The 21886-nt window shown below is 63.7% G+C and carries 22 protein-coding genes and 1 pseudogene; 17 read left to right on the top strand and 6 right to left on the bottom strand.

Annotated elements, in window-relative coordinates:
• Positions 1 to 143 precede the first annotated feature (143 nt).
• Positions 144 to 497 (bottom strand): ArsR/SmtB family transcription factor, encoded by a 354-nt coding sequence (locus TU34_RS03165; protein ID WP_420835154.1) that lies wholly within the window; start codon positions 495 to 497, stop codon positions 144 to 146.
• A 152-nt stretch (positions 498 to 649) separates the two neighbouring features.
• On the opposite strand from TU34_RS03165, the gene TU34_RS03160 reads away from it, so the two are divergent.
• The 12 genes from TU34_RS03160 (at position 650) to TU34_RS03105 (ending at position 11646) form a co-directional block, all read left to right on the top strand.
• The gene (locus tag TU34_RS03160) at positions 650 to 1660 is read left to right on the top strand and encodes a cation diffusion facilitator family transporter (protein WP_045821410.1); all 1011 of its coding nucleotides are present in this window, start codon (positions 650 to 652) and stop codon (positions 1658 to 1660) included.
• 363 nt (positions 1661 to 2023) lie between these two features.
• A complete protein-coding gene (locus TU34_RS03155) occupies positions 2024 to 2635 on the top strand; it encodes a DsbA family protein (RefSeq protein WP_045821409.1) in 612 nt (203 codons plus the stop codon).
• A 169-nt stretch (positions 2636 to 2804) separates the two neighbouring features.
• Positions 2805 to 4967 (top strand): MMPL family transporter, encoded by a 2163-nt coding sequence (locus TU34_RS03150; RefSeq protein ID WP_045821408.1) that lies wholly within the window; start codon positions 2805 to 2807, stop codon positions 4965 to 4967.
• Positions 4968 to 5008: 41 nt separating this feature from the next.
• A complete protein-coding gene (locus TU34_RS03145) occupies positions 5009 to 5419 on the top strand; it encodes a DUF302 domain-containing protein (protein ID WP_045821407.1) in 411 nt (136 codons plus the stop codon).
• A gap of 76 nt (positions 5420 to 5495) precedes the next feature.
• The gene (locus tag TU34_RS03140) at positions 5496 to 5762 is read left to right on the top strand and encodes a metal-sensitive transcriptional regulator (RefSeq protein ID WP_045821406.1); all 267 of its coding nucleotides are present in this window, start codon (positions 5496 to 5498) and stop codon (positions 5760 to 5762) included.
• Between the two features lie 830 nt (positions 5763 to 6592).
• Entirely contained in the window at positions 6593 to 7633 is a 1041-nt protein-coding gene (locus TU34_RS03135) for an IS110 family RNA-guided transposase (RefSeq protein ID WP_045821405.1), read from the top strand.
• 79 nt (positions 7634 to 7712) lie between these two features.
• Entirely contained in the window at positions 7713 to 8102 is a 390-nt protein-coding gene (locus TU34_RS03130) for an ArsR/SmtB family transcription factor (RefSeq protein ID WP_045821404.1), read from the top strand.
• Complete coding sequence (arsB, locus tag TU34_RS03125; protein WP_045821403.1) at positions 8099 to 9199, top strand: ACR3 family arsenite efflux transporter; 1101 nt, start codon at positions 8099 to 8101, stop codon at positions 9197 to 9199. Before TU34_RS03130 ends, arsB begins: the two co-directional genes overlap by 4 nt.
• Before the next feature lie 2 nt (positions 9200 to 9201).
• Positions 9202 to 9627 carry a GNAT family N-acetyltransferase gene (locus TU34_RS03120; RefSeq protein ID WP_238981149.1) on the top strand — a complete coding sequence of 142 codons (426 nt, stop codon included), beginning with the start codon at positions 9202 to 9204 and terminating at the stop codon, positions 9625 to 9627.
• Between the two features lie 134 nt (positions 9628 to 9761).
• Entirely contained in the window at positions 9762 to 10181 is a 420-nt protein-coding gene (locus tag TU34_RS03115) for an arsenate reductase ArsC (protein ID WP_045821402.1), read from the top strand.
• Positions 10178 to 10588: an arsenate-mycothiol transferase ArsC gene (locus TU34_RS03110; protein ID WP_045821401.1), complete on the top strand. Its 411-nt coding sequence runs from the start codon at positions 10178 to 10180 to the stop codon at positions 10586 to 10588. The genes TU34_RS03115 and TU34_RS03110 overlap by 4 nt, the downstream gene beginning before the upstream one ends.
• The gene (locus tag TU34_RS03105) at positions 10585 to 11646 is read left to right on the top strand and encodes an ArsO family NAD(P)H-dependent flavin-containing monooxygenase (RefSeq protein WP_045821400.1); all 1062 of its coding nucleotides are present in this window, start codon (positions 10585 to 10587) and stop codon (positions 11644 to 11646) included. Before TU34_RS03110 ends, TU34_RS03105 begins: the two co-directional genes overlap by 4 nt.
• Here TU34_RS03105 and TU34_RS03100 read toward each other — a convergent pair.
• Complete coding sequence (locus TU34_RS03100; protein WP_045821399.1) at positions 11643 to 12002, bottom strand: Rv2640c family ArsR-like transcriptional regulator; 360 nt, start codon at positions 12000 to 12002, stop codon at positions 11643 to 11645. The two genes, TU34_RS03105 and TU34_RS03100, sit on opposite strands and share 4 nt — an antisense overlap.
• Positions 12003 to 12103: 101 nt before the next feature.
• Here TU34_RS03100 and TU34_RS03095 point away from each other — a divergent pair, with 101 nt between their 5' ends.
• Positions 12104 to 12547 carry an ArsI/CadI family heavy metal resistance metalloenzyme gene (locus tag TU34_RS03095; RefSeq protein ID WP_045821538.1) on the top strand — a complete coding sequence of 148 codons (444 nt, stop codon included), beginning with the start codon at positions 12104 to 12106 and terminating at the stop codon, positions 12545 to 12547.
• 101 nt (positions 12548 to 12648) lie between these two features.
• Positions 12649 to 13032, top strand: coding sequence for a hypothetical protein (locus tag TU34_RS24215; protein ID WP_238981162.1), 384 nt, complete (start codon positions 12649 to 12651; stop codon positions 13030 to 13032).
• A gap of 3 nt (positions 13033 to 13035) precedes the next feature.
• Here TU34_RS24215 and TU34_RS24210 read toward each other — a convergent pair.
• Positions 13036 to 13116, bottom strand: a pseudogene (locus TU34_RS24210) (hypothetical protein); the annotation flags it as partial.
• Between the two features lie 404 nt (positions 13117 to 13520).
• On the opposite strand from TU34_RS24210, the gene TU34_RS03085 reads away from it, so the two are divergent.
• Positions 13521 to 14198 carry a DUF4396 domain-containing protein gene (locus TU34_RS03085; protein WP_045821397.1) on the top strand — a complete coding sequence of 226 codons (678 nt, stop codon included), beginning with the start codon at positions 13521 to 13523 and terminating at the stop codon, positions 14196 to 14198.
• Positions 14199 to 14550: 352 nt separating this feature from the next.
• On the opposite strand, the gene TU34_RS03080 is transcribed toward TU34_RS03085, so the two are convergent.
• Positions 14551 to 16821 carry a heavy metal translocating P-type ATPase gene (locus tag TU34_RS03080; protein WP_045821396.1) on the bottom strand — a complete coding sequence of 757 codons (2271 nt, stop codon included), beginning with the start codon at positions 16819 to 16821 and terminating at the stop codon, positions 14551 to 14553.
• A gap of 120 nt (positions 16822 to 16941) precedes the next feature.
• Positions 16942 to 17151 (bottom strand): heavy-metal-associated domain-containing protein, encoded by a 210-nt coding sequence (locus TU34_RS03075; protein ID WP_045821537.1) that lies wholly within the window; start codon positions 17149 to 17151, stop codon positions 16942 to 16944.
• 252 nt (positions 17152 to 17403) lie between these two features.
• Between TU34_RS03075 and TU34_RS03070 the strand changes: the two genes are divergently transcribed.
• Positions 17404 to 19440 carry a heavy metal translocating P-type ATPase gene (locus TU34_RS03070; RefSeq protein ID WP_420835153.1) on the top strand — a complete coding sequence of 679 codons (2037 nt, stop codon included), beginning with the start codon at positions 17404 to 17406 and terminating at the stop codon, positions 19438 to 19440.
• A gap of 16 nt (positions 19441 to 19456) precedes the next feature.
• Positions 19457 to 19786 (top strand): metal-sensitive transcriptional regulator, encoded by a 330-nt coding sequence (locus TU34_RS03065; RefSeq protein WP_045821394.1) that lies wholly within the window; start codon positions 19457 to 19459, stop codon positions 19784 to 19786.
• A gap of 113 nt (positions 19787 to 19899) precedes the next feature.
• Here the strand turns inward: TU34_RS03065 and ctaD are convergent, their stop codons facing one another.
• Positions 19900 to 21573: an aa3-type cytochrome oxidase subunit I gene (ctaD, locus tag TU34_RS03060; RefSeq protein ID WP_045821393.1), complete on the bottom strand. Its 1674-nt coding sequence runs from the start codon at positions 21571 to 21573 to the stop codon at positions 19900 to 19902.
• Between the last annotated feature and the right edge of the window lie 313 nt (positions 21574 to 21886).

Raw genomic sequence — 21886 nt, 5'->3', positions numbered from 1 at the left:
GCCGGTGCTGCACCTCGAACGCCCCTGTGCACCTCGGCCGGACAGTCCCCTGACCATTGCCACCTACGGCCGGGGTGCGATTTCCCAGGCGGGCACCGATGCGTGGCCCAAGCCCCCGTGCGTGAATGCGAGGGCGCGGGCTGTCATATCGACCGCGATGGGTCGACGCCCCTATGCGTGTGGCCGGTGCGGTCGGCGGCGATGTTGCGGTCGACGTGGTCTGCGTGGAACAGCGCTTGGCTGAGCAGGCCTCGCACGTGGTCGTCGGCTGCCGAGTAGTAGACGAATGTGCCTTCGCGGCGGCCGGTGACCAGTCCGGCCAGGCGCAGTTTGGCGAGGTGCTGGCTGACCGCGGCCGGAGCGGCGCCGGCGAGTTCGGCTAGACACGCCACCGACGACTCGCCCTGCAGCAGAGCCCACAACACCTTGATCCGCGTCGGGTCGGCAAGCAAGCGCAGCGACTCCGCAGCCAGATGGACTTGCTCATCAGCGGGCATGTGGAAGTCGGGCTGCGAGGTATGCACAACCCTCACGATACCAACAGAGTGCGTATTCGCGTATACACGTGACTACGCATATAGTTGAGCAATCCGTTGACGGCTGAGTCCTACCGCCTTGCCGTGTCACACCTTGAAGTGGAGTTCCTGTCATGTCCGGTGGTCACGACCATGTCCAGCACGAGCACGCCCACCACAACCACGACCACAGGACGGGATGGGCCGGCCTGCGGGGCCGCATCGCCCATGCGGTGACCCCGCACAGCCACGACAGCGCCGACATCGTCGATTCCAGCCTGGAGGCTAGCGCCCGCGGTATGCGCGCGTTGTGGATTTCGTTCGTCGCTCTGATGATCACCGCGGTGGCCCAGCTGATTGTGGTGATCGTCAGCGGATCGGTTGCCCTGCTCGGCGACACACTCCACAACTTCGCTGACGCCCTCACAGCAGTGCCGCTGGCAGCTGCGTTCCTCCTGGGCCGCCGACAGGCGACACGTCGGTTCACCTACGGACTCGGTCGCAGCGAAGACCTCGCCGGGCTGGCAGTCCTGCTGGTCATGTTCGCCTCCGCCGTCTTGGCCGCCTGGACCGCGGTCGACCGACTGCTCAACCCGCGCCCGATGACCGACATCGGTTGGGTCGCAGCAGCCGGGCTCGTCGGCTTCCTCGGCAACGAGATCGTCGCGCGCTACCGCATCACCGTGGGACGCCAGATCGGTTCAGCCGCCCTGGTCGCCGACGGCCTACACGCCCGCACCGACGGGTTCACCAGCCTCGCCGTCCTCATCGCCGCCGGCGGCGCCTGGATCGGATGGCAATGGGCCGACCCGGTCGTCGGGCTGCTCATCACCGCCGCAATCCTCTCGGTCCTCTACGGCGCAGCCAAAGAAGTGTTCGCCCGCATGCTCGACGCCGTCGACCCGAAACTACTCGATGCCGCCGAAAAAGCGGTCGCCGAAACACCAGGGGTGTACGCCGTGGACACCATCCGCATGCGCTGGGTCGGCCACGACCTCCTCGCCGACGTCACCCTCGACGTCAACCCGTCGCTGTCGCTGATGCAGGCACACGAAATAGCCCACGACGCCGAAACCCGACTCACCGAAACAGTGCCCCGGCTGACCAGCGCAATGATCCACGCACACCCGACCAGCCGCAGCTAAACAACGCTCGGTCACCACTGACGTCTAGATCTGAGGCGTCGTGCTCGCATAGAAGCGATGAGGCTGAGGGCGCGGTACGTCTGCCCATCTGGGCCGCCATCCTTGGCCCCTACCCTGGCGTCGATCAGTCGAACGCGCGAGATGTAACCGCCCATCACGGGTGGCGGCGGACGATCGCGCGACCCTACTCGTTGCAGGTCCCCGCGCGTAAAACATGGGGCAACACAATCTTTCGATCCGACACAGCATGCCCGTCATCACTGTCGAAAACTTCTGCCCCGCGGAACGCACCTCGACTGACGAGCGTCGTGACCAAGGATCGGACCCTTGACTAGACGATACCCCCAGGGGTATAAACGAGCTATGGAAACACGCATCGATTGCTACGTGGACCCGGCATGCCCGTTCGCCTGGGCGACGTCGCGGTGGCTCACCGACATTGCTGACCAGCGCGTGGACGTGACGGTGACTCTTCGCCAGATGAGCCTGGTGACGCTGAATGCCGAGGCGATCGCCGGCGGTGAGATGGACCCGTCGATGGCGCATCACATGGACACCTCGCGTGCCGGTGGGCGCCTGCTGGCCTCGGTCGACCCATCGCACTTCGCCGAGCTGTATGCCGCGTTGGGTCGTCGCGTCCACCTCGAGCACGTGGACATCACTGCCGATGTCGCACGGGATGCGCTCACCGAATGTGGTCTCGACCCCGGCCAGGCTGCTGCCATTGACGACCCGACGCTCGACGAGCGCGTCGAGGCTGCCCACGCCCATGCTGTGCGCATCTACGGCGAGTCGTCGGGGACGCCGATCGTCGCGGTCGATGGCCGGGCGCTTTTCGGTCCGGTGATCACCGAGATCCCCACCGGCGATGAGGCATTCGAGTTGTTTGATGCGGTGGTCGTCCTCGCCCACTCGTCGTCGTTCGCGCAGATGCAGCGGCCCCGGTCGGGGCCTCCGACCCTGACGAAAGGCTGAGCCGGATGTGTCACGCAGCGACCTGCCGCATCTGCGGCAAGACCACCTGGGCCGGGTGCGGCCGCCACGTCGCCGACGTCAAACGTCGAGTGCCGGAGACGAACTGGTGCCCCGGGCACGCCGACCATCCCGCCCGCTCGATCTTCTCTCGCCTGACAGGACGCAACCGATGACCAGTACCGACACCACCCGCGACGCGTCCGACTCGACGTCCGAACGGGACTCCCCTCCGGGCCTGCTGGGCCGCATCGGCGGATGGGGCACCGACCACCGTCGGATCCTGTTCGGGACGTGGCTCGCCGCGATCATCGTCCTCGGAGCGTTCGCGCCCTCGGTGTTCTCCTCGCTGGCCGGCGCGGGATGGCAGGCCAACGGGTCGGAATCAGTCCAGGTCCGCGACCTCGCCCAGCAACACTTCGGCGGCAACGCCTCCTCGGCGGTGCAGGTCGTCGTCCACTCCGACACGGCGACCGTCACCGACCCGTCGATGCGGGCGGTGTTCGACCAGATCGGCCGCGATCTGTCCGCCGACCCGCGATTCGGTGAGATCGTCGCACCGCAGCCCGGTATGACGATCAGCCGCGACGCACACACCGGGATCCTCATCGCCGGCGCCAACGCATCGACCGACAAGATGGTCGCCGCAGTCGACGACCACACAGCAGAGTTGACGGCCCTGTCGCGCGACGGCATCGAGGTCTATCCCACCGGAGCGTCAGCGTTGTGGGCCGACTTCAACAAGGCCAACCACGACGCGATGATCAAAGCCGAACTGTTCTCCTGGCCGGTCACCCTCGCGATCATGGTCCTCGCTTTCGGATCACTGGTCGCCGCCGGCCTACCACTGCTGCTGACCGTCGCCGGTCTGGTGGCATCGGCAGGCGGCCTGGTCCTGCTCAACCACATCACCCCGATCTCGGTGTGGGCCATGAACTTCGCCATGATGTTCGCCCTCGCACTCGGTATCGACTACGCCCTGTTCATCGTCTCCCGATTCCGAGATGCGTTGAGCAAGCGCGGCGACCGGCGTCGTGCGGTCATCGAGACGATGGACACCGCGGGAAAGGCTGTGTTCCTGTCCGGACTGACGGTTCTGGTGAGCCTGTCGGCAGTCCTGTTGGTCCCGGCTCCGGCGGTGCGCACCATGGCGGTCGGGATCATGCTGGCCGTCGTCTTCGTCCTGGCGGCGACTCTCACACTGTTGCCCACCGTCCTCGGTGCGCTCGGCCCCAAGGTCAACGCCGTCGCACTGCCCTACGCGAAACGGCAGGAACATCGCTCACCGGTGTTCCACCGGTGGGGCACGCTGCTACACAAGCACCCATGGCCGTTCGCCGTCGTGTCACTCGGCCTCCTGGTGCTGCTCGCGCTACCGGTGTTCGGACTCAAGGTCGCGATGCCATCGATCTCGGTGGTGCCGCAGGACTCGGCTGTTCGGCAGGGCTACGCCCTCGTCCAGGAGCAGTTCGGTCCCGGCGCTCCCGGAGCGCTGCAGGTCGTCGTTCCTCAGGCCGACGCTGCCGCGACCGCATCCGCCGCTGCATCGAGTCCAGGCATCGCGATGGTGACCCCACCGCAGCCGGCCCGTGACGGATCCGACTACGCACTGCTACAGGCAATTCCGTCGGTCGACCCGTCTGATCCGCAGATGGGGTCAATCCTCGACACCCTGCGTGATCGGGTTCCCGCCGACGCCCTGGTCGGCGGTGCGCCGGCGGAGAACCTCGACCTACAGGCCGCACTGAACGACTACCTGCCGATCATCGTCGGCATCATCCTGGTCATGGGATTCCTGCTGCTGCTCGTCGCGTTGCAGGCGCCGCTCATCGCCCTGCTGGGCACGATCGTCAGCCTGCTCTCCACCGGGGCCGCGTTCGGAGTGGCGAAGCTGATCTTCCAAGACGGTCACGGCGCATCGCTGCTCGGCTTCACCCCGCAGGGATTCCTCGACGGGTGGGGGCCGGTGTTCTTCTTCGCTATGATCTTCGCGATCGCGATGGACTACACCGTGTTCTTGCTGGCGACCGCGAAGGAGCACTACGAGAAGACCGGCGACCCCTACACCGCGCAGATCGACGGGATGGCCCATTCCGGACGGGTCATCTTCGCCGCTGCGGCGGTGATGGTCGCGGTGTTCTTCAGCTTCGCACTCGCCGATCCACTCCCCCCGAAGGAAATGGGGATCATCCTGGGAGTCGCAGTCCTGCTCGACGCAGTGCTCATCCGACTGATCCTGCTGCCGGTGCTGCTGCGAATCACCGGACACGCCGGATGGTGGTCGCCCACCTGGCTGCGGCGAGCGCTTCCGGCGATCAGTTTCTCCCACAACTGAAACACCACACACCTCTCAGCACCACCAACAAAGGAGACCCGATGAATCTGGGACTGACCACCACACTGACCGACACCGACTTCGCCGACGCCAAACAGAAAGTGACCGCCGCACTCGCCGATCAAGGGTTCGGCATCCTCACCGAGATCGACGTCCAGGCAACGCTGAAGAAGAAACTCGACGAGGACATGGAGCCCTACACCATCCTCGGCGCCTGCAACCCCACCCTCGCCCACCAAGCCCTCGGCGTGCAGCCACAGATCGGGATGCTGCTGCCCTGCAACGTCGTCGTCCGCGCCGACACCTCCGACACCACCGGCCGGTCCATGATCGTCGAAGCCATGAACCCCGGCCTGATGGTCTCGGTCACCGGCGAAGCCGGCCTCGAAGCCGTTGCCGCGCAGGCCTCCGAACTACTCGGCAACGCCATCGCCGCACTCGACAGCAACTGAACCACCGTCGGATCCACCCCCGGGGGCAAATATGCCCCCGGGGGTAGACTCGTCGCAGACGAAACGGGAGAAAATCATGACCGGAGACGACGAAACCATAGCGGTGGTACTCAACCGGCTACGCCGGGCACACGGCCAACTCGGCGGGGTGATCTCCATGATCGAAAACGGCCGCAACTGCAAAGACGTCGTCACCCAACTCGCCGCCGTCTCCCGCGCCCTCGACAAAGCCGGCTTCAAGATCGTCGCCACCGGCCTCCGCGAATGCATCACCGGCGACCCCGACGCCAAAGAACCCATGACCGAAGAAGAACTGGAAAAACTCTTCCTCGCCCTCGCGTAGCGAGGTCTGCCCCAGGAGCTCGGCCACCGTCGTGTTCACCGTGTGTGTCCAGGCTTCCACCTCTCACGAAGACGGGTGCAGAGAGGACAGGCGTGGCGAAGCAATCTGGTCGCTCGAGCAACGGCGCGATGACCGGCCCGGCTCGTGATGATCGAGCGGCTGAACGTCACACACAGCCGACGCCAGCCCGTTTGCGGACAGTTCATATGACGATTGAGCTCCACGATGACGCAGGCTCATCGAGGCCATGCGTCGTCGGTTCGCCGTTCAGATCTGACCCGCCGTCCTGCCTGTTCATCGCCCTCAGATTGTTGGCGAGAGCAAGGGCGCCCTCCCCCACCGTCACCACACATTCGAACACCAGGACGGCTTGACGAGCACACAGGAACCCAGCCCACCAGCATCGATCTCGGCGTAGTGAGGTCGTGGCCACGGGGGCACCACCGTGGGGCTGTTTCGCGCCACTCCCCTACCGCGCTCCGCACAATTCGTGCCTGAAAGGTGTGGACAGAGTCCACCGTGCACCGGCCCTAATCTTCCGCGACAGGGGTATGGGGGTCCCGGGCGTTGCGGCTTCCGACTTGTATGGGAAGTACGTCGGGTGTTCGAACGAACCGGGTTCTAGCCTGACGAGGAGTCACGGAGGGCGGCTCGTTAGCTTCCTGCCGGTCCTGGCGCCGGGACCTGGCTCTCGGAGGGTTTTGCCCCCTCCGTGATCTCCGTCTGCGATCTGGCTCAACACAGGAATGACGCCCACTCGCTGGGCCCGAAAGTCGGAATGCCGATCACAGATACCCACTCTGTCCGCACACACCGACAAGGAGCCCCGAGTGCATGTGATCGGGATCGATCCTCACAAGCTCAGCCACACCGCCACCAGCGTCGAACCCTCCACCAACACCGATCTCGGATCCCGCCGGGTCCCGTCAAGCTTAGAGGGCTACCAGCAGCTCCTCGATTGGTCGGCCGCATGGCCCGACCGTGTCTGGGCCATCGAGAACGCCAAAGGCCTCGGCCACCACTTTGCTCAATGGCTCATCCAGGCCGGCGAAACCGTCGTCGACGTGCCCTCGACCGCGACCGCCCGCGTCCGTGAACTCTCCCGCGGTGGGCGCCGCAAAACCGACCGTATCGATGCCGCCGCAGCGGCGTGCGTCGCGTTCACCCAAGCCGACTATCGGCCGGTCGAGGCCGATGGTGATCGGGCGATCATTCGGCTGCTCGATGAACGACGCACCGATGTTGCGAACCAGCACTCACGGGTTGTCAACCAACTCCACGCCGTCCTGCGAGAACTCCTTCCCGGTGGCGTCGCAACCAACCAGAGTGTCGAAAAGATTCGCCGCATCGTCATCGCTCACGAGCCCGTCACCCCGGCAGATGTAATGCGTAGGACCATCGCCTTGGAGATCGTCGGCGATCTCCTGCGGCTGCGCTTCCAGATCGACGAACTCACCGACCGCATCACCACAGCCCTCGAGGCCAGCGGATCCACCCTCACCGCCATCCACGGAGTCGGACCGATCTGCGCCGCCCGGCTCGTCGCCCGTATCGGCAACCCCGCCCGGTTCGCCAGCGAGGCCGCATTCGCCTCCTACGTCGGCACCGCACCGATTGATGTGTCTTCTGGCGACCACAACCGCCACCGCTTGTCCCGCAGCGGCGACCGCAAACTCAACGCCGTCATCCACATAATCGCCGTGAGCCAATCACGACACCCCTCAGCACCCGGCTACCAGTACTACCGACGCAAGATCAACGAGGGAAAAACACGCCGCGAGGCGCAGCGATGTCTCAAACGCCAAATCACGAAACAGATTTGGAAGACCATGCAATCCGACACCAAGCAAGAAACACTGTCGGCGGCCTAACGTCCTGCGCCTCGCCTGTGGTGGGACGTTCAGACCATGTTCACTTGACGGGTGATTAGAGCATCGTCAATATAGACGTATGTCGAATCAGAACGTGCCGCTTGTTGACTCCCCGGGGGCGTGTTGCTCGCCGCTGATCCGGGAACCGTTGACCGCTGATTGGGCGGGCGATCTGGCCCGCATGTTCAAGGCGATCGGGGACCCGGTCCGGCTGCGGCTGTTGAGCTTGGTGGCCAGCCACGAGAACGGTGAGGCGTGTGTCTGCGACATCTCTGACACGTTTGCCCTGTCGCAGCCGACTATCTCGCATCACCTCAAGGTGCTGCGCGGTGCTGGTCTGCTGGACTGCGAACGCCGGGGTACCTGGGTGTACTACTGGGTGATTCCTGCTGCGTTGCAGCAGTTGTCGGCGGTGTTGAGTAGCGCGGATCCGTCCGCGGCTGATGCCGGACTGGCGGTGCACGCGTGAGCACCACAACAGATAGGTCGGATGCCCCCGCAGTAGTGGGCAAGCTGTCGACCCTCGACCGGTTTTTGCCGGTGTGGATCGGTGTCGCGATGGTCGCCGGCCTGCTCCTGGGCCGTGGTGTCCCAGGACTCAATGACGCGTTGTCCAAAATCTCGGTCGATGGTGTCTCACTGCCGATCGCAATTGGCCTGCTGATCATGATGTATCCGGTGTTGGCGAAGGTCCGTTACGACCGCCTCGACACGGTGACCGGCGACAAGAAGCTGCTGCTCGGTTCGCTGGCCCTGAACTGGATACTCGGTCCTGCGTTGATGTTTGCCCTGGCCTGGCTGTTTCTGCCCGATCTGCCCGAGTACCGCACCGGCCTGATCATTGTCGGGCTTGCTCGATGCATCGCGATGGTCATCATCTGGAACGACCTCGCCTGCGGCGACCGGGAAGCCGCCGCGGTCCTTGTCGCCATCAACTCGGTGTTCCAGGTCGTGATGTTTGCCGTCCTCGGCTGGTTCTACCTATCGGTGCTGCCCGGCTGGCTGGACCTCGAGCAGACGAACATCTCCACCTCGCCGTGGCAGATCGCGAAATCGGTCCTGATCTTCCTCGGCATCCCCCTGGTGGCGGGCTTCCTCTCGCGTTTTCTCGGCGAGAGGACCAAGGGCCGCGACTGGTACGAATCGAAGTTCATTCCGTGCATCGGCCCGTGGGCGCTCTACGGCCTGCTGTTCACCATCGTCATCCTCTTCGCGCTGCAGGGCGATCAGATCACCTCGCGTCCCCTCGACGTCGTCCGGATAGCGCTCCCGCTGCTGGTGTACTTCGCGGTCATGTGGGGCGGCGGATACGCCTTCGGCGCGGCGATGGGTCTGGGCTACGAACGCACTACCACCTTGGCGTTCACCGCCGCGGGCAACAACTTCGAACTCGCCATCGCCGTCGCGATCGCCACCTACGGCGCCACATCCGGGCAGGCGTTGGCCGGTGTCGTCGGGCCGTTGATCGAGGTCCCGGTGCTCGTCGGGCTGGTCTACGTGTCGCTGGCGTTGCGGAAGCGGTTCACTGTCCGTACGCCCGCGGCGGACTCGAGTATCGAGGGGTAGCGATGGCCGAGACGCACGTGATCCCGATGACCGTCGAGCACGCCAGCGCTGTTCTGCGGATCTATCAGGCCGGAATCGATACCGGGGATGCCACCTTCGAAACGGTCGCACCGGACTGGGAGACCTTCGACCGCGTGCACCTGGACCACCACCGATTCGTGGCGGTGAACGCCGTCGGCGACGTCGTCGGGTGGGTTGCTGCAGTGCCGGTCTCGTCGCGGTGTGTCTACGCCGGGGTGATGGAGCACAGTGTGTACGTCGACACGGCAGCCCGAAGTGCCGGTGTCGGCGGTCTGCTTCTCGCCGCTCTCATCGCCTCTGCTGAGCAGGCAGGGGTGTGGACGATCCAGTCCGGCATCTTCCCGGGAAAACACCGCCAGCCTGGCGGTGCATCGTCGAGCAGGGTTCCGCACCGTCGGCGTTCGTGAACGCATCGGGCAACGCGACGGCCGATGGCGTGATGTGCACATGATCGAACGCCGCAGCACGACAGTCGGCACCTGACACAGGATTCGCCACCCCTCCCATTCCCACGACTCCACCTTTAGAAGGGTTCCCCCAGATGTCTGACACACCCAGTGTCTTGTTTGTGTGCGTCCACAACGCCGGCCGATCGCAGATGGCTGCCGGGTTCCTCACCACCCTCGCCGGGGATTCGATTGAGGTCCGCTCCGCTGGCAGCGCACCCGCCGCCACCGTCAACTCCGCGGCGGTGGAGGCGATGGCCGAGATCGGGATCGACATCTCGATCCAAGCCCCGAAGATCCTGACCCCTGACGCGGTGGAAACCTCCGACGTCGTGATCACCATGGGGTGTGGGGATGCGTGCCCAGTTTTCCCGGGCGTCAGCTACCGCGACTGGGATTTACCCGACCCCGCCGGAAAGGGCGTCGAGACCGTCCGCCCGATCCGGGACGAGATCAAAGCTCGCATCGAGGCCCTGATCGCCGAGCTCCTGCCGGCGCAGGCGGGCACCCGATGAGTACCCCAAGTGTGCTGTTCGTGTGCGTCAAGAACGGCGGCAAATCTCAGATGGCCGCCGGCCTCATGACCAAGGAGGCCGGTGACACCGTCGAGGTGCACTCCGCGGGAACGAAACCCGGCACCGCAGTCAACGCACAGTCGGCGGAGTCGCTCCTCGAGGTCGGCGTCGACATCACCGCAGAACAGCCGAAACCGATCGACCCGGCACTTTTGGCGCGAATGGATTACGTGATCACCCTCGGTCGCGAAGCACAGGTCGAGAAGGTCGCTGGACCGGTCTACGAGAACTGGGACACCGATGAGCCCTCGACCCGGGGGATCGAGGGGATGGAACGGATGCGGCTGGTCCGCGACGACATCGCCACCCGGGTCCGCGACCTGCACGCTCGCCTCACCACCGGGTGAGCAGCAACGCCACCCACTCGGCCGATGTCGTGGTCATCGGCGGCGGCCAAGCAGGCCTGGCCGCCGGCTACTACCTACGAAGATCCGGTCTCGATTTCGTCATCCTCGACGACAACCCGAACCCGGGCGGCTCGTGGCAGCACTACTGGCAGTCGCTGACCCTGTTCTCGCCCGCCGAGTACTCGTCGCTACCCGGATGGCCGATGCCGCCCTACCCCAACGGGTTTCCACCGGCGACGCACGTCGTGGACTACCTGACCCGATACGAACATCGTTACCAGCTCCCCATCCAGCGCCCTGTGACCGTCACCGAGGTCACGCGCACAGATCACGGTTTCCACGTCCATACCGACGCCTGTGACTGGGATGCCCGGCGGGTCATCAACGCCACCGGCTCATGGCGGCAACCGTTCTGGCCGCTCTACCCCGGCATCACCGACTTCCGCGGACGCCAGCTCCACACCGTCGACTACCGCTCTCCCGAGCCGTTCGCCGGGCAACGGGTCGCGGTTGTCGGTGGCGGTAACTCCGCCGCCCAGATCGTCGCCGACCTCACCGGGGTTGCCGACACCCTGTGGTGCACACCTCGCCCACCCCGATACCTACCCGACGACGTCGACGGCCGGGTGCTGTTCACCGTCGCCACCGACCACGCCGCCGCCATCGCCGCCGGCCGGCCATCGGACGGGGGTGTCGCTGGGCTCGGTGACATCGTGGCCGTGCCGTCGGTGCGCGCTGCCCGCGACCGCGGCCAGCTCACCGCCCACCCGATGTTCACCCACCTCACCGCCAGCGGTGTGGTCGTCGACGGCGTCGAGGAACAGGTCGATGCCATCATCTGGTGCACCGGGTTCCGGCCCGCCCTGCGACACCTCCACGGGCTGGTCCGAACCCAGGACGGTCACTATCCGGTCGTCGACAACCATCTGGTCGATGACCCCGCGACGATGTTCCTCGGGTACGGCGACTGGACCGGACCGGCCTCGGCCACCCTCATCGGGGTCGGACGCACCGCGCGCGCCCTGCTCGCGCCACCCCGACGTCGACGAGAAGGCTAGGTGCAGCAGTTCGGGTCGAGAACACCCCGCAACGCCTGCAACGCATCAGCGTGCGCGGAGTAGTAGACGTTCATCCCGCGACGTTCCGGTCGGACCATGCCCGCCTTCTTCAACTGCCCCAGGTGGTGGCTCGTTGTCGCCTCGGACAACCCCAACGCCGCCGCGAGGTCGCACGTGCACACTTCACCGGCCTCGGTGGTCAACAACAGCGACATCAACTTGATCCGCACCGGATCAGCCAACGCTTTGAGCCGCAACGCAATCTCTAGTGCCGCATCATCATCGAGTGCCGCCGCCGACACCGGCGCACAACAGATCGGCGCGGTCATATCGATCGTCGGCAACGTCTTCGGCATGACCCCACCCTACCAAGCCTCTTGACATATATCGAATAGGTCGGGCATCCTGACAGCAGCACAGTAATTCGATGTATGTCTCACAGGTGGAGGTTCTGATCATGTCCCGTATGCAGCTCGCCCTCAATGTCGACGATCTCGATCAGGCAGTCGAGTTCTACTCAAAGCTGTTCAACACCCAGCCCGCGAAGCTCAAGCCCGGCTACGCCAACTTCGCCGTCACCGAACCCCCGTTAAAGCTGGTCCTGATGGAAAACCCCGGCAAGGGCGGCACCATCAACCACCTCGGCGTCGAAGTCGACTCCAGCGCAACCGTGCACGCCGAGATCGCCCGACTCACCGACGAAGGCCTGTTCACCGACGAGGAGATCGGCACCACCTGCTGCTTCGCCACCCAGGACAAAGTCTGGGTCACCGGCCCCGCCCAGGAGAAGTGGGAGGTCTACACCGTCCTCGCCGACTCCAACACCTTCGGCACCAGCCCCCAGCTGCTCGCCGACGACTCCAACGGCGGCGGCGTCTGCTGCACCGGCACACCCGCCTAACACGAGTCGCCGCTAGAGCCTCCGCGCCGCGGTTCCGCCGACGTGTCAGCGGCACCGCTTGCGTTGATTTGCTCGAGCGCCTCGGAATGCCGAGCGCGTAGGTGGGTCAGGCTTTCTTCTATTGCGGCGACTTCACCGAGCCATGCATGGCCCTTGGCCTCGGTGAGGCGTTGCTCGGCGTTGTCGGTCATTTCGGTGATCCGGCCGATCTGGGCGGGATCAACGCGCAGGAATCGGCACCGGCTGCAGGCATGTTCGTGAACGCATGCTGTGCCGTACGGCCGGTGGCAGTCACCGAGTGCGACGCGTCGAAGAAGGAAGTGCTGTTCGAATTCGGCCCATTCGTCGGGGTCGGCTGGCCTGTTCTCGGCACTGGAGCGCAGTTGTCGGCGTCGTTCGATGAAGTGTTGGTGCGCTGCGATGAGGTGCTCGGGAAATACGGCGGTGTAGCCGCGAGTGGTCTCGAGATTGAGGTGACCAAGTAGCGATGCGGCGATGTGCAGGGGAAGACCGTTGTTCACCGCGTCTGTCGTGAACAGTCTTCGGAAGTCGTGCAGCTTCGACGTCATGTGACGAGGTCAGGCGGCGGGTTCAAACCGCAGCCTGTCGCCGTCGAAGGTTTAGTACCGCGCCTGGGTGTGGTCATCTGTCGAGCCATCTCGATGATTGACATGCCCGGCCTGCGGGGCGTCATAGGTCAGAGTTCGGGACCGGTGACCGCGCATCTATGTTGCCGCTGGACAAGCGGTACGTCTGCGCGGCGTACTTCGACGCCTGGCGCCGGCGCCGGCGCCGAGGCAGGATCTGGCTGATCGGGCCGGGTGCCATGGTGGTCGGGAGTTCGTCTACTATAGAACTTAGTAGTAGCGCCCACGATCCCCTTGTGGACGGGCGATTAAGCATGATCCGGCGGAAAATCTCACCCCACTGCATAGGTTGGCGCGCAAGGTTCTCCTTACGAAAGAGGTTCAGCATGGACATGAACATGGGTTCTGCCCTGCCCGCATGGATGACCCCGCTGGCTTGGGTGGTCCTCACCCTTGCTCTTATCTCATCGGCCGTGCTGGCAGACGACATCTATCGCCGCGGACACCGCCACCCCACCGTTGCCACCGAGCTCGTGTGGATCGGTTCCGGCCTCTTTCTTGGGCCCTTCGCCCTACTCGCTTATCGCCGTCACGGCCGCGTCACCCCCAACACCAGTGCGACTTTGCAGTCGAACCGTGGTGTGGCCGCAGGACTGCCGGGCGGTGCAGCCTCCGCCGCCGCGCACGTCATTGGAGTGCCGCTAGTTATCGCCTCCGGGCTCACCATCGCCGGCATCGATCTCTGGGTGATGATCATCGTCATAGCGTTGCTGGCTACGGCCATGCTCGCTGTGTACGAGCGTTCGGCCGTCACGCCGACGGTTGGTGCCCATGGCATTCGTCAGCGGTCTGTTGCGGCTGCGATAGGTGCCGCCGCCCTGACCGTGCTGGCTTTTGACCTCGGAATGGGTGGCTGGATGTTGTTGCTGCATTTCACTGAGACCATGCCACCGGCCACCGACGCTACCTTCTGGATGCTTATGCAAGTTGGCATTGTCCTTGGGGTGGTCACGGGCTACCCCGCCGTTCGTCGACTGCGAAGTCGCCTCAACTCCCCCGCTTGAGGAAAATGGCGGTCCGCAACCGTCAAAATGGTGATCAGCGGCAGGCAATTAGGAATAGCGCGCGACAGTACGACAGCGCTCTGGGTGCTCGATCAAATGACCTGATGACATTGGGGACCCGTTCAAGAAGCCCAGAGGAAGCTGTGCGCGATATCCGTTGAGCGACAGGCGCATTCTGATCGACCGGGGTGTGGCGCCACAACTTCCCCCCGCCCCGTACCTGGCACACTCCGCACCCTCAAGAGGGTCAATTTAACCCCGCAGGGGTCGACCATTTTCGAAGCCGTTCTCCGACCCGGCCGATTCATCACCACCCGCTTGCTGCACGTCTGCGAAAGTCACTCCGTCGAGCTCACCCTCTTGCGCTGCGGAAATTTCGGAGCCGGAGGCTGTTCGCGACGACGAAGACGCTCGAGAGTGCCATCGCTGCGCCGGCGAGCATCGGGTTGAGGAACCCGAGAGTAGCAACAGGTATGGCGGCGACGTTGTAGGCGAACGCCCAGAACAGGTTGGTTTTGATTGTCTTGAGTGTGGTGCGGGACAGTCGAATGGCGTCGGCCGCGCTACGTAAGTCGCTGCGCACCAGTGTGATGTCGGCGGCTTCGATGGCGACGTCGGCACCGCTTCCCATTGCCATTCCCAGGTCGGCTTGGGCGAGAGCGGCGGCGTCGTTGACCCCGTCGCCGACCATGGCCACGGTTTTGCCCTCGGCTTGCAGCGCGGTGATGACGGCGACTTTATCCTCGGGCATGACCTCGGCGTAAACCGTGTCGATTCCGACCTCGGCGGCAATTCTGTGCGCAACGGCTGAGTTGTCTCCGGTGAGCAGTACCGGTGTGAGGCCAAGTTTTTTGAACTGTCGAATTGCTTCGCAACTTGTCGACTTGACGGTGTCGGCGACGATGAGGATCCCGCGTGCGGCTCCGTCCCATCCGACTACGACAACGGTTTTGCCGTCGTTCTCGGCGCGCTGCTTTTCCTGTGTGAGGTTGCTGCTGAGAGATTGAGACCAGTCGGCGAGAAGCGATTCGCGGCCAACGATGACGGCGTGGCCCTCGACGACGCCGCGCACTCCTTTGCCTTCCATGTTGACGAAGTCGTCCGGGGTGGGAAGAGAGCCAAGATTCTCGGTCGCACCGCGAGCGATGGCTTGGGCAACGGGGTGCTCGGACGCGTTTTCGAGTGCTCCGGCCAGACGGAGGAGATCGACGCGCTCGGTGTTGGGTTCTGCGACCACGTCGGTCAGGGTCATTGTGCCGGTGGTGACGGTGCCGGTTTTATCCAGAACGATGGTGTCGACGGCGCGAGTGGATTCCAGGACTTCGGGTCCCTTGATGAGGACACCCATTTGCGCTCCACGCCCGGTGCCGACGAGTAGGGCTGTGGGGGTGGCCAGCCCAAGCGCGCAGGGGCAGGCGATGACCAGTACCGCGACGGCGGCAGTGAAGGCGGCGGTAACGCTGGCTCCGGTGCCGAGCCACGCCGCGAGTGTTGTCAGGGCGATGGCGATGACGACGGGAACGAAGATTCCTGAGATCCGGTCGGCGAGCCGCTGCACGTCGGCTTTACCAGTTTGGGCGTCTTCGACCAGCTGGGCCATCTGAGCAAGTTGCGTGTCCGAGCCGACTCGGGTGGCTCGAACCTGCAGTCGCCCGCCGACATTGACGGTGGCGCCGGTGACACTGTCGCCGGGACCTACTTCGACGGGCACGGACTCACCGGTGAGCATTGACGCATCAACTGCTGAGGTACCCGCGGTTGCCACACCGTCTGTAGCGATCTTCTCCCCCGGTCGGACGACGAATTCGTCGCCGACATGTAGGTCGGCGATCGCGATCTTGGTTTCGGTTCCGTCACGTAACACCGCGACCTCTTTCGCGCCCATCTCGAGCAAGGCCCTCAGTGCGGCGCCGGCCTGACGTTTGGATCGCTTCTCGAAATAGCGGCCGGCAAGGATGAATGTGGTGACACCTGAACCGACCTCGAGGTAGATGTTCGATGCACCGTCGGACGGTGACAGTGTGAACGAAAAAGCGTGCGTCATTCCGGTCATACCTGCTGTACCGAAGAACAGGGCATACAGCGACCACAGGAATGCCGCGAGGGTGCCCATCGAAATCAGGGTGTCCATTGTCGCTGCGCCGTGACGCAGATTGGTCCACGCTGCGAGGTGAAAGGGCCACGCCCCCCAGAGGATCACTGGGCTGGCCAACGCGAGCGATGCCCACTGCCAATAGGTGAACTGCAATACCGGGATCATGGCCATAGCGATTACCGGGACAGATAGGACCACGGCGCCGATCAAACGTTGGCGAAGCGCGAGGAGTTCATGATCGTCGGTGGGCGCGTCAGGATCCGCAGTGTCGGCACCGGGCTGCGAGTTTTTTCCCGCTGGCAGGGTTGCGGTGTACCCGGCCTGCTCGACGCTCGCGATCAGCATCGCCGTGTCGTAGCCCGCCGGGGCACTGACCTTAGCTTTTTCGGTCGCATAATTGACCGTGGCCGCAACGCCGTCGAGTTTGTTGAGTTTGCGCTCGATCCGGTTCGCACATGATGCACACGTCATCCCCCCGATCTCGAGTTCAACACTGTCCTGGCCGGCGGCCGGGATAGACGTGGTCATCAGATACCTCTTCTCACCCTGTGTTACTTGCAGTGTTCGTGTGCGCCCAACCGAGGGCGGTGGCGCTTGCTGAGCGCCGCGTCTTAACGCTGCCGGTGACAGCGCGTCGCTGAAATGAACTCAGGCCCGAGAGGCCGAATAACCGGCCTCGGCGACTGCACCGACGACCAGCTCGTCGTCGATCTCCCCAGCGGAGGTGACCACCAGTGTTCCGTCACCCGCATTCACCTCTACTCCGACGACACCAGCAAGCTCCTCGACCTCCTCACGCACCGACATCTCGCAATGTGCGCACGTCATTCCGGTAACGGTGTACGTAGCTGTCGCCATAGCCATCCTCCACATTCTGGATACCCCCAGTAGGTATCTACAACTCGAACTGTATACCCCCTATGGGTACTAGGGCAAGGAGCGAACGATTACGCGAACCCCGGTCCGACCAAGCAACAGACCACCTTGCGTGATACCCCCTTGGGGTATACCGTCACGGGGATGAGCATCCATTCCGATGAGCACAGCGCGAACGGTCCTGCGGCGACAGCCACCGCACACTCCCCTGGGCAGCACAGCGGCAATCACACAATGCCTGGTCACAGCGGACACAGCGGACACGGTGATCACGTTGGGCAGTTCCGCCGGTTGTTTTGGATAATGTTGGTGCTCGCTGTCCCAACGGTGGCCTTCAACGACATGTTCGCCGACGTGGCTGGCTACGCACTGCCCGATGCAGAGTGGGTGCGGTGGGTCTCGCCGGTGATCGGTACCGTGCTCTACGGGTGGGGTGGTCGACCATTTCTAACCGGTGCGGTCAGCGAAGTGCGTTCGCGCAAGCCGGGCATGATGTTGCTGATAGCCCTGGCGATCACGGTGGCGTTGTTCGCCTCGTGGGGATCGACGTTGCGTCTACTCGACCACGAACTGAACTTCTGGTGGGAGTTGGCGCTTCTTGTCGTGATCATGCTGCTGGGCCACTGGATCGAGATGCGGTCGCTGGCTCAGACGACTTCCGCGCTGGACTCCTTGGCCGCGCTGCTACCCGACGAGGCAGAAAAGGTTGCGGGAGAAGACATCGTGACCGTGTCCCCCAGTGAGCTGGCGGTCGACGACGTGGTCATCGTGCGTCCTGGAGCTTCGGTACCCGCTGATGGTGTGGTCGTCGAGGGGTCGGCGAGTGTGGACGAGTCGATGGTCACCGGCGAATCAAAGACCGTGCGCCGGAACGAGGGCGACCCCGTCGTGGCCGGCACCGTGGCGACCGATTCGGGTCTTCGGGTCCGCGTGACTGCCATCGGCGACGACACCACTCTGGCGGGGATCCAGCGGCTGGTGACCGACGCCCAGGCATCGTCCTCTCGTGCGCAACGCATCGCCGACACCGCCGCGGGGTGGCTGTTCTGGTTCGCCCTGACCTCGGCGGCCGTCACGGCAGTCGTGTGGACAACTATCGGTCTACCCGACGATGCCGTCACCCGCGCTATCACCGTGTTGGTGATCGCCTGCCCCCATGCGCTCGGTCTGGCTATCCCCTTGGTCGTCTCTATCGCCACTGAACGCGCCGCCCGGGGCGGTGTGCTGGTCAAAGACCGTCTCGCGCTGGAATCGATGCGAACCGTCGGCACCGTGTTGTTCGACAAAACGGGCACCCTGACCAAGGGCGAGCCCACGGTCACCGCGATACACCCCACCGCTGGATTCACTGAACACGACGTTCTCGCCCTCGCCGCCGCAGCCGAAGGAGACAGCGAACATCCCCTGGCCGCTGCCATCGTGCGCGCCGCGCGCAGCGAGGAATTGCCTGTCTCTGCGGCTCGCGACTTCTCCTCCTCCCCCGCGGTCGGCGTATCGGCCACAGTCGACGGGCGCACCGTTCACGTCGGTGGACCACACCTACTCGACCAACACAACCTCACCGAACTCGACGTCGCCGACCACTGGCGTACCGAAGGCGCGATCATCCTCCACGTGGTGGCCGACCACCAGGTCATCGGTGCGCTGCGGTTGGCCGACGAAATCCGTCCAGAATCTCGCCACGCCGTTGACGCCCTACACCGCATCGGCATACAGGTGGTCATGATCACCGGCGATGCGCAGGCGGTCGCCGACTCGGTGGGCGCCGAACTCGGAATCGACCGGGTCTACGCCGGCGTCCGACCCGAGGACAAAGCAGCCAAAGTCACTGCACTGCAGGCCGAGGATCGCACCGTGGCGATGGTCGGAGACGGTGTCAACGACGCACCCGCTCTCGCCCAGGCCGACGTGGGCATCGCCATCGGGGCCGGCACCGATGTAGCGATCGGGTCGGCGGGGGTGGTCCTGGCATCATCTGACCCCCGCGCGGTGCTCTCCGTGATCACGCTATCGCGCGCCAGCTACCGGAAGATGAAGCAGAACCTGTGGTGGGCTGCGGGCTACAACCTCATCTCAGTGCCCCTGGCCGCAGGCATACTTGCGCCCATCGGATTCGTTCTTCCCATGAGCGTCGGGGCGATTCTCATGTCGGTCTCTACAGTTGTCGTTGCCCTCAACGCTCAACTCCTCCGCCGTCTTGACCTCGCCCCGAAACCGATACAAACCTCCGATGACCGCAGCAACACCAACCATGACGCACCTACGCACTGACAGGCGGCGAAACAATATGCCCACGAAACGGCCTACGCCGGCGGACAGCACCACAAACCACCCAACGCACGGTTACATCGGCGACAAATCGCGCTATCTCGCTCGGATGAAACGGATCGAAGGTCAGGCCCGGGGGGTACATCGCATGATCGACGAAGACACCTACTGCATTGACATCCTCACCCAGATCTCGGCGCTCACCAAAGCGCTCGAGGGCGTCGCATTGGGACTCCTCGACGACCACCTCAAGCACTGTGTGCTCGACGCCGCGGCACAGGGCGGCGATGAGGCGCAGACAAAGCTGCAAGAAGCGTCCGCGGCAATCGCACGGCTCGTTAAGTCCTGACCTCACCTGCGCGCACACCCACTTCTAGACCCGCCGCGTTCGGCTGGGGGCGCGCGCTGGCCGGTAGTTGCTGCTGTTACAGGCACCCAACCGGTGACGTGAACTGGTCCCGTTCAGTCTCGGTCGGTCGAGGCTTCGTGCGACCCGACAGTCAAGGGGTCGCGGCGCGCGATTTCTGCCTTTTTGCTCGTTCGCCCAGCGTGGGCTTCTGCGTGCATACGCTCGATCATGTGCGGGTAGTGCAGCTCGAACGCTGGCCGTTCAGAACGGATCCGCGGTAGCTCGGTGAAGTTGTGGCGCGGCGGCGGGCAGCTGGTGGCCCACTCGAGTGAATTTCCAAAGCCCCACGGATCGTCGACGGTCACGACTTCGCCGTACCGGTAGCTGCGAAAGACGTTCCACAAGAACGGAATGACCGAGACCCCGAGAACAAACGCTCCGGCGGTGGACACCATGTTCAGCACGGTGAATCCGTCGGACGGCAAGTAGTCGGCGTACCGGCGTGGCATACCCTGATTTCCCAGCCAATGCTGAACCAGAAATGTCGTGTGAAAGCCAATGAAGGTCAGCCAGAAATGGACCTTGCCGAGTTTTTCGTCGAGCATGCGGCCAACCATTTTAGGAAACCAGAAATAGATTCCCGCGTAGGTGGCGAACACGATGGTACCGAACAGCACGTAGTGAAAGTGCGCGACGACGAAGTAGCTATCGGACAGCTGGAAGTCCAGCGGTGGGCTGGCGAGGAGAACGCCGGTCAGGCCGCCGAAGATGAATGTCACCAGGAACCCGATGGAGAACAGCATCGGCGTTTCGAATGTCATATGCCCTTTCCACATCGTGGCTATCCAGTTGAAAAACTTCACGCCGGTGGGAATGGCTATCAAAAAAGTCATGAACGAGAAAAATGGTAGAAGTACTGCACCGGTGGCGTACATGTGGTGCGCCCACACTGCCACTGACAGTGCTGCGATTGCCAGGGTCGCGTAGATCAATCCTGAATAACCGAATATTGGTTTACGTGAAAACACCGGAAAGATTTCCGAGACGATCCCGAAAAATGGTAGGGCGATGATGTAGACCTCCGGGTGACCGAAGAACCAAAACATGTGCTGCCACAAGATCACACCACCGTTGGCGGGATCGAATAGGTGCGCGCCGAACTGCCGGTCGACTTCGGCACCGAGCAGCGCGGCGGTCAGCAGCGGGAACGCGAGCAAGATCAGAATGCTGGTCACCAAGATGTTCCAGGTGAAAATGGGCATACGGAACATCGTCATTCCGGGCGCCCGCAGACAGACCACGGTGGTAACCATGTTGACCGCGCCCAAGATGGTGCCCAGACCCGAGACGACTAGACCCATGAACCACATGTCGGCGCCTGCCCCCGGCGAGTAGATCCCGTCATTGAGGGGGGAATAGGCAGTCCACCCGAAATCCGCGGCACCACCAGGGGTGACGAACCCCGCGATCGTCACTGTCGATCCGAATAAGAACAACCAGAAACTGAATGCATTGAGGCGAGGGAATGCCACATCGGGAGCCCCGATCTGCAGTGGCAGCACCAAGTTTGCGAACCCGATGACGATCGGCGTCGCGTACATCAACAGCATGACTGTCCCGTGCATGGTGAACAGCTGGTTGTACTGCTCATTGGACAGGAACTGCATACCGGGAGCCGCGAGTTCCCCGCGCATCAGCAACGCCATCAGCCCGCCGATCAGAAAGAACCCAAAACACGCCACGATGTACATCACGCCGAGGACCTTGTGGTCGGTCGTCGTCACCATCTTGTAGACAAACGTGCCCTTCCCACCGACTCTGTTCGGGAACGGACGTCGCGCAACCGCAACCTCAGGTGTCGTTTCTAACCCGGATTGTTCACGAGAGTTGAGGTCGTTCGGCGTGTGAAATGACGGAAGTGCCTGTCCAGCAGGGATAATGGTGATTGCTGAAGTCAACATTTTTCCGAACTGGAAGGCACTCCGTAGGTGAAGAGTACATCGTGGTCATCGGGCTTGTCGGTCACATCTGGTGGGCGTGGCGTGATTGGGCATGCGGGAACCGTGCTGATCCGATCGATCGCTGATCGAATGGGCCTGA

It is taken from the genome of Williamsia herbipolensis (assembly GCF_000964005.1).
Lineage (GTDB): Bacteria > Actinomycetota > Actinomycetes > Mycobacteriales > Mycobacteriaceae > Williamsia_A > Williamsia_A herbipolensis.
This window is presented reverse-complemented; position numbering and strand designations above follow the sequence as displayed.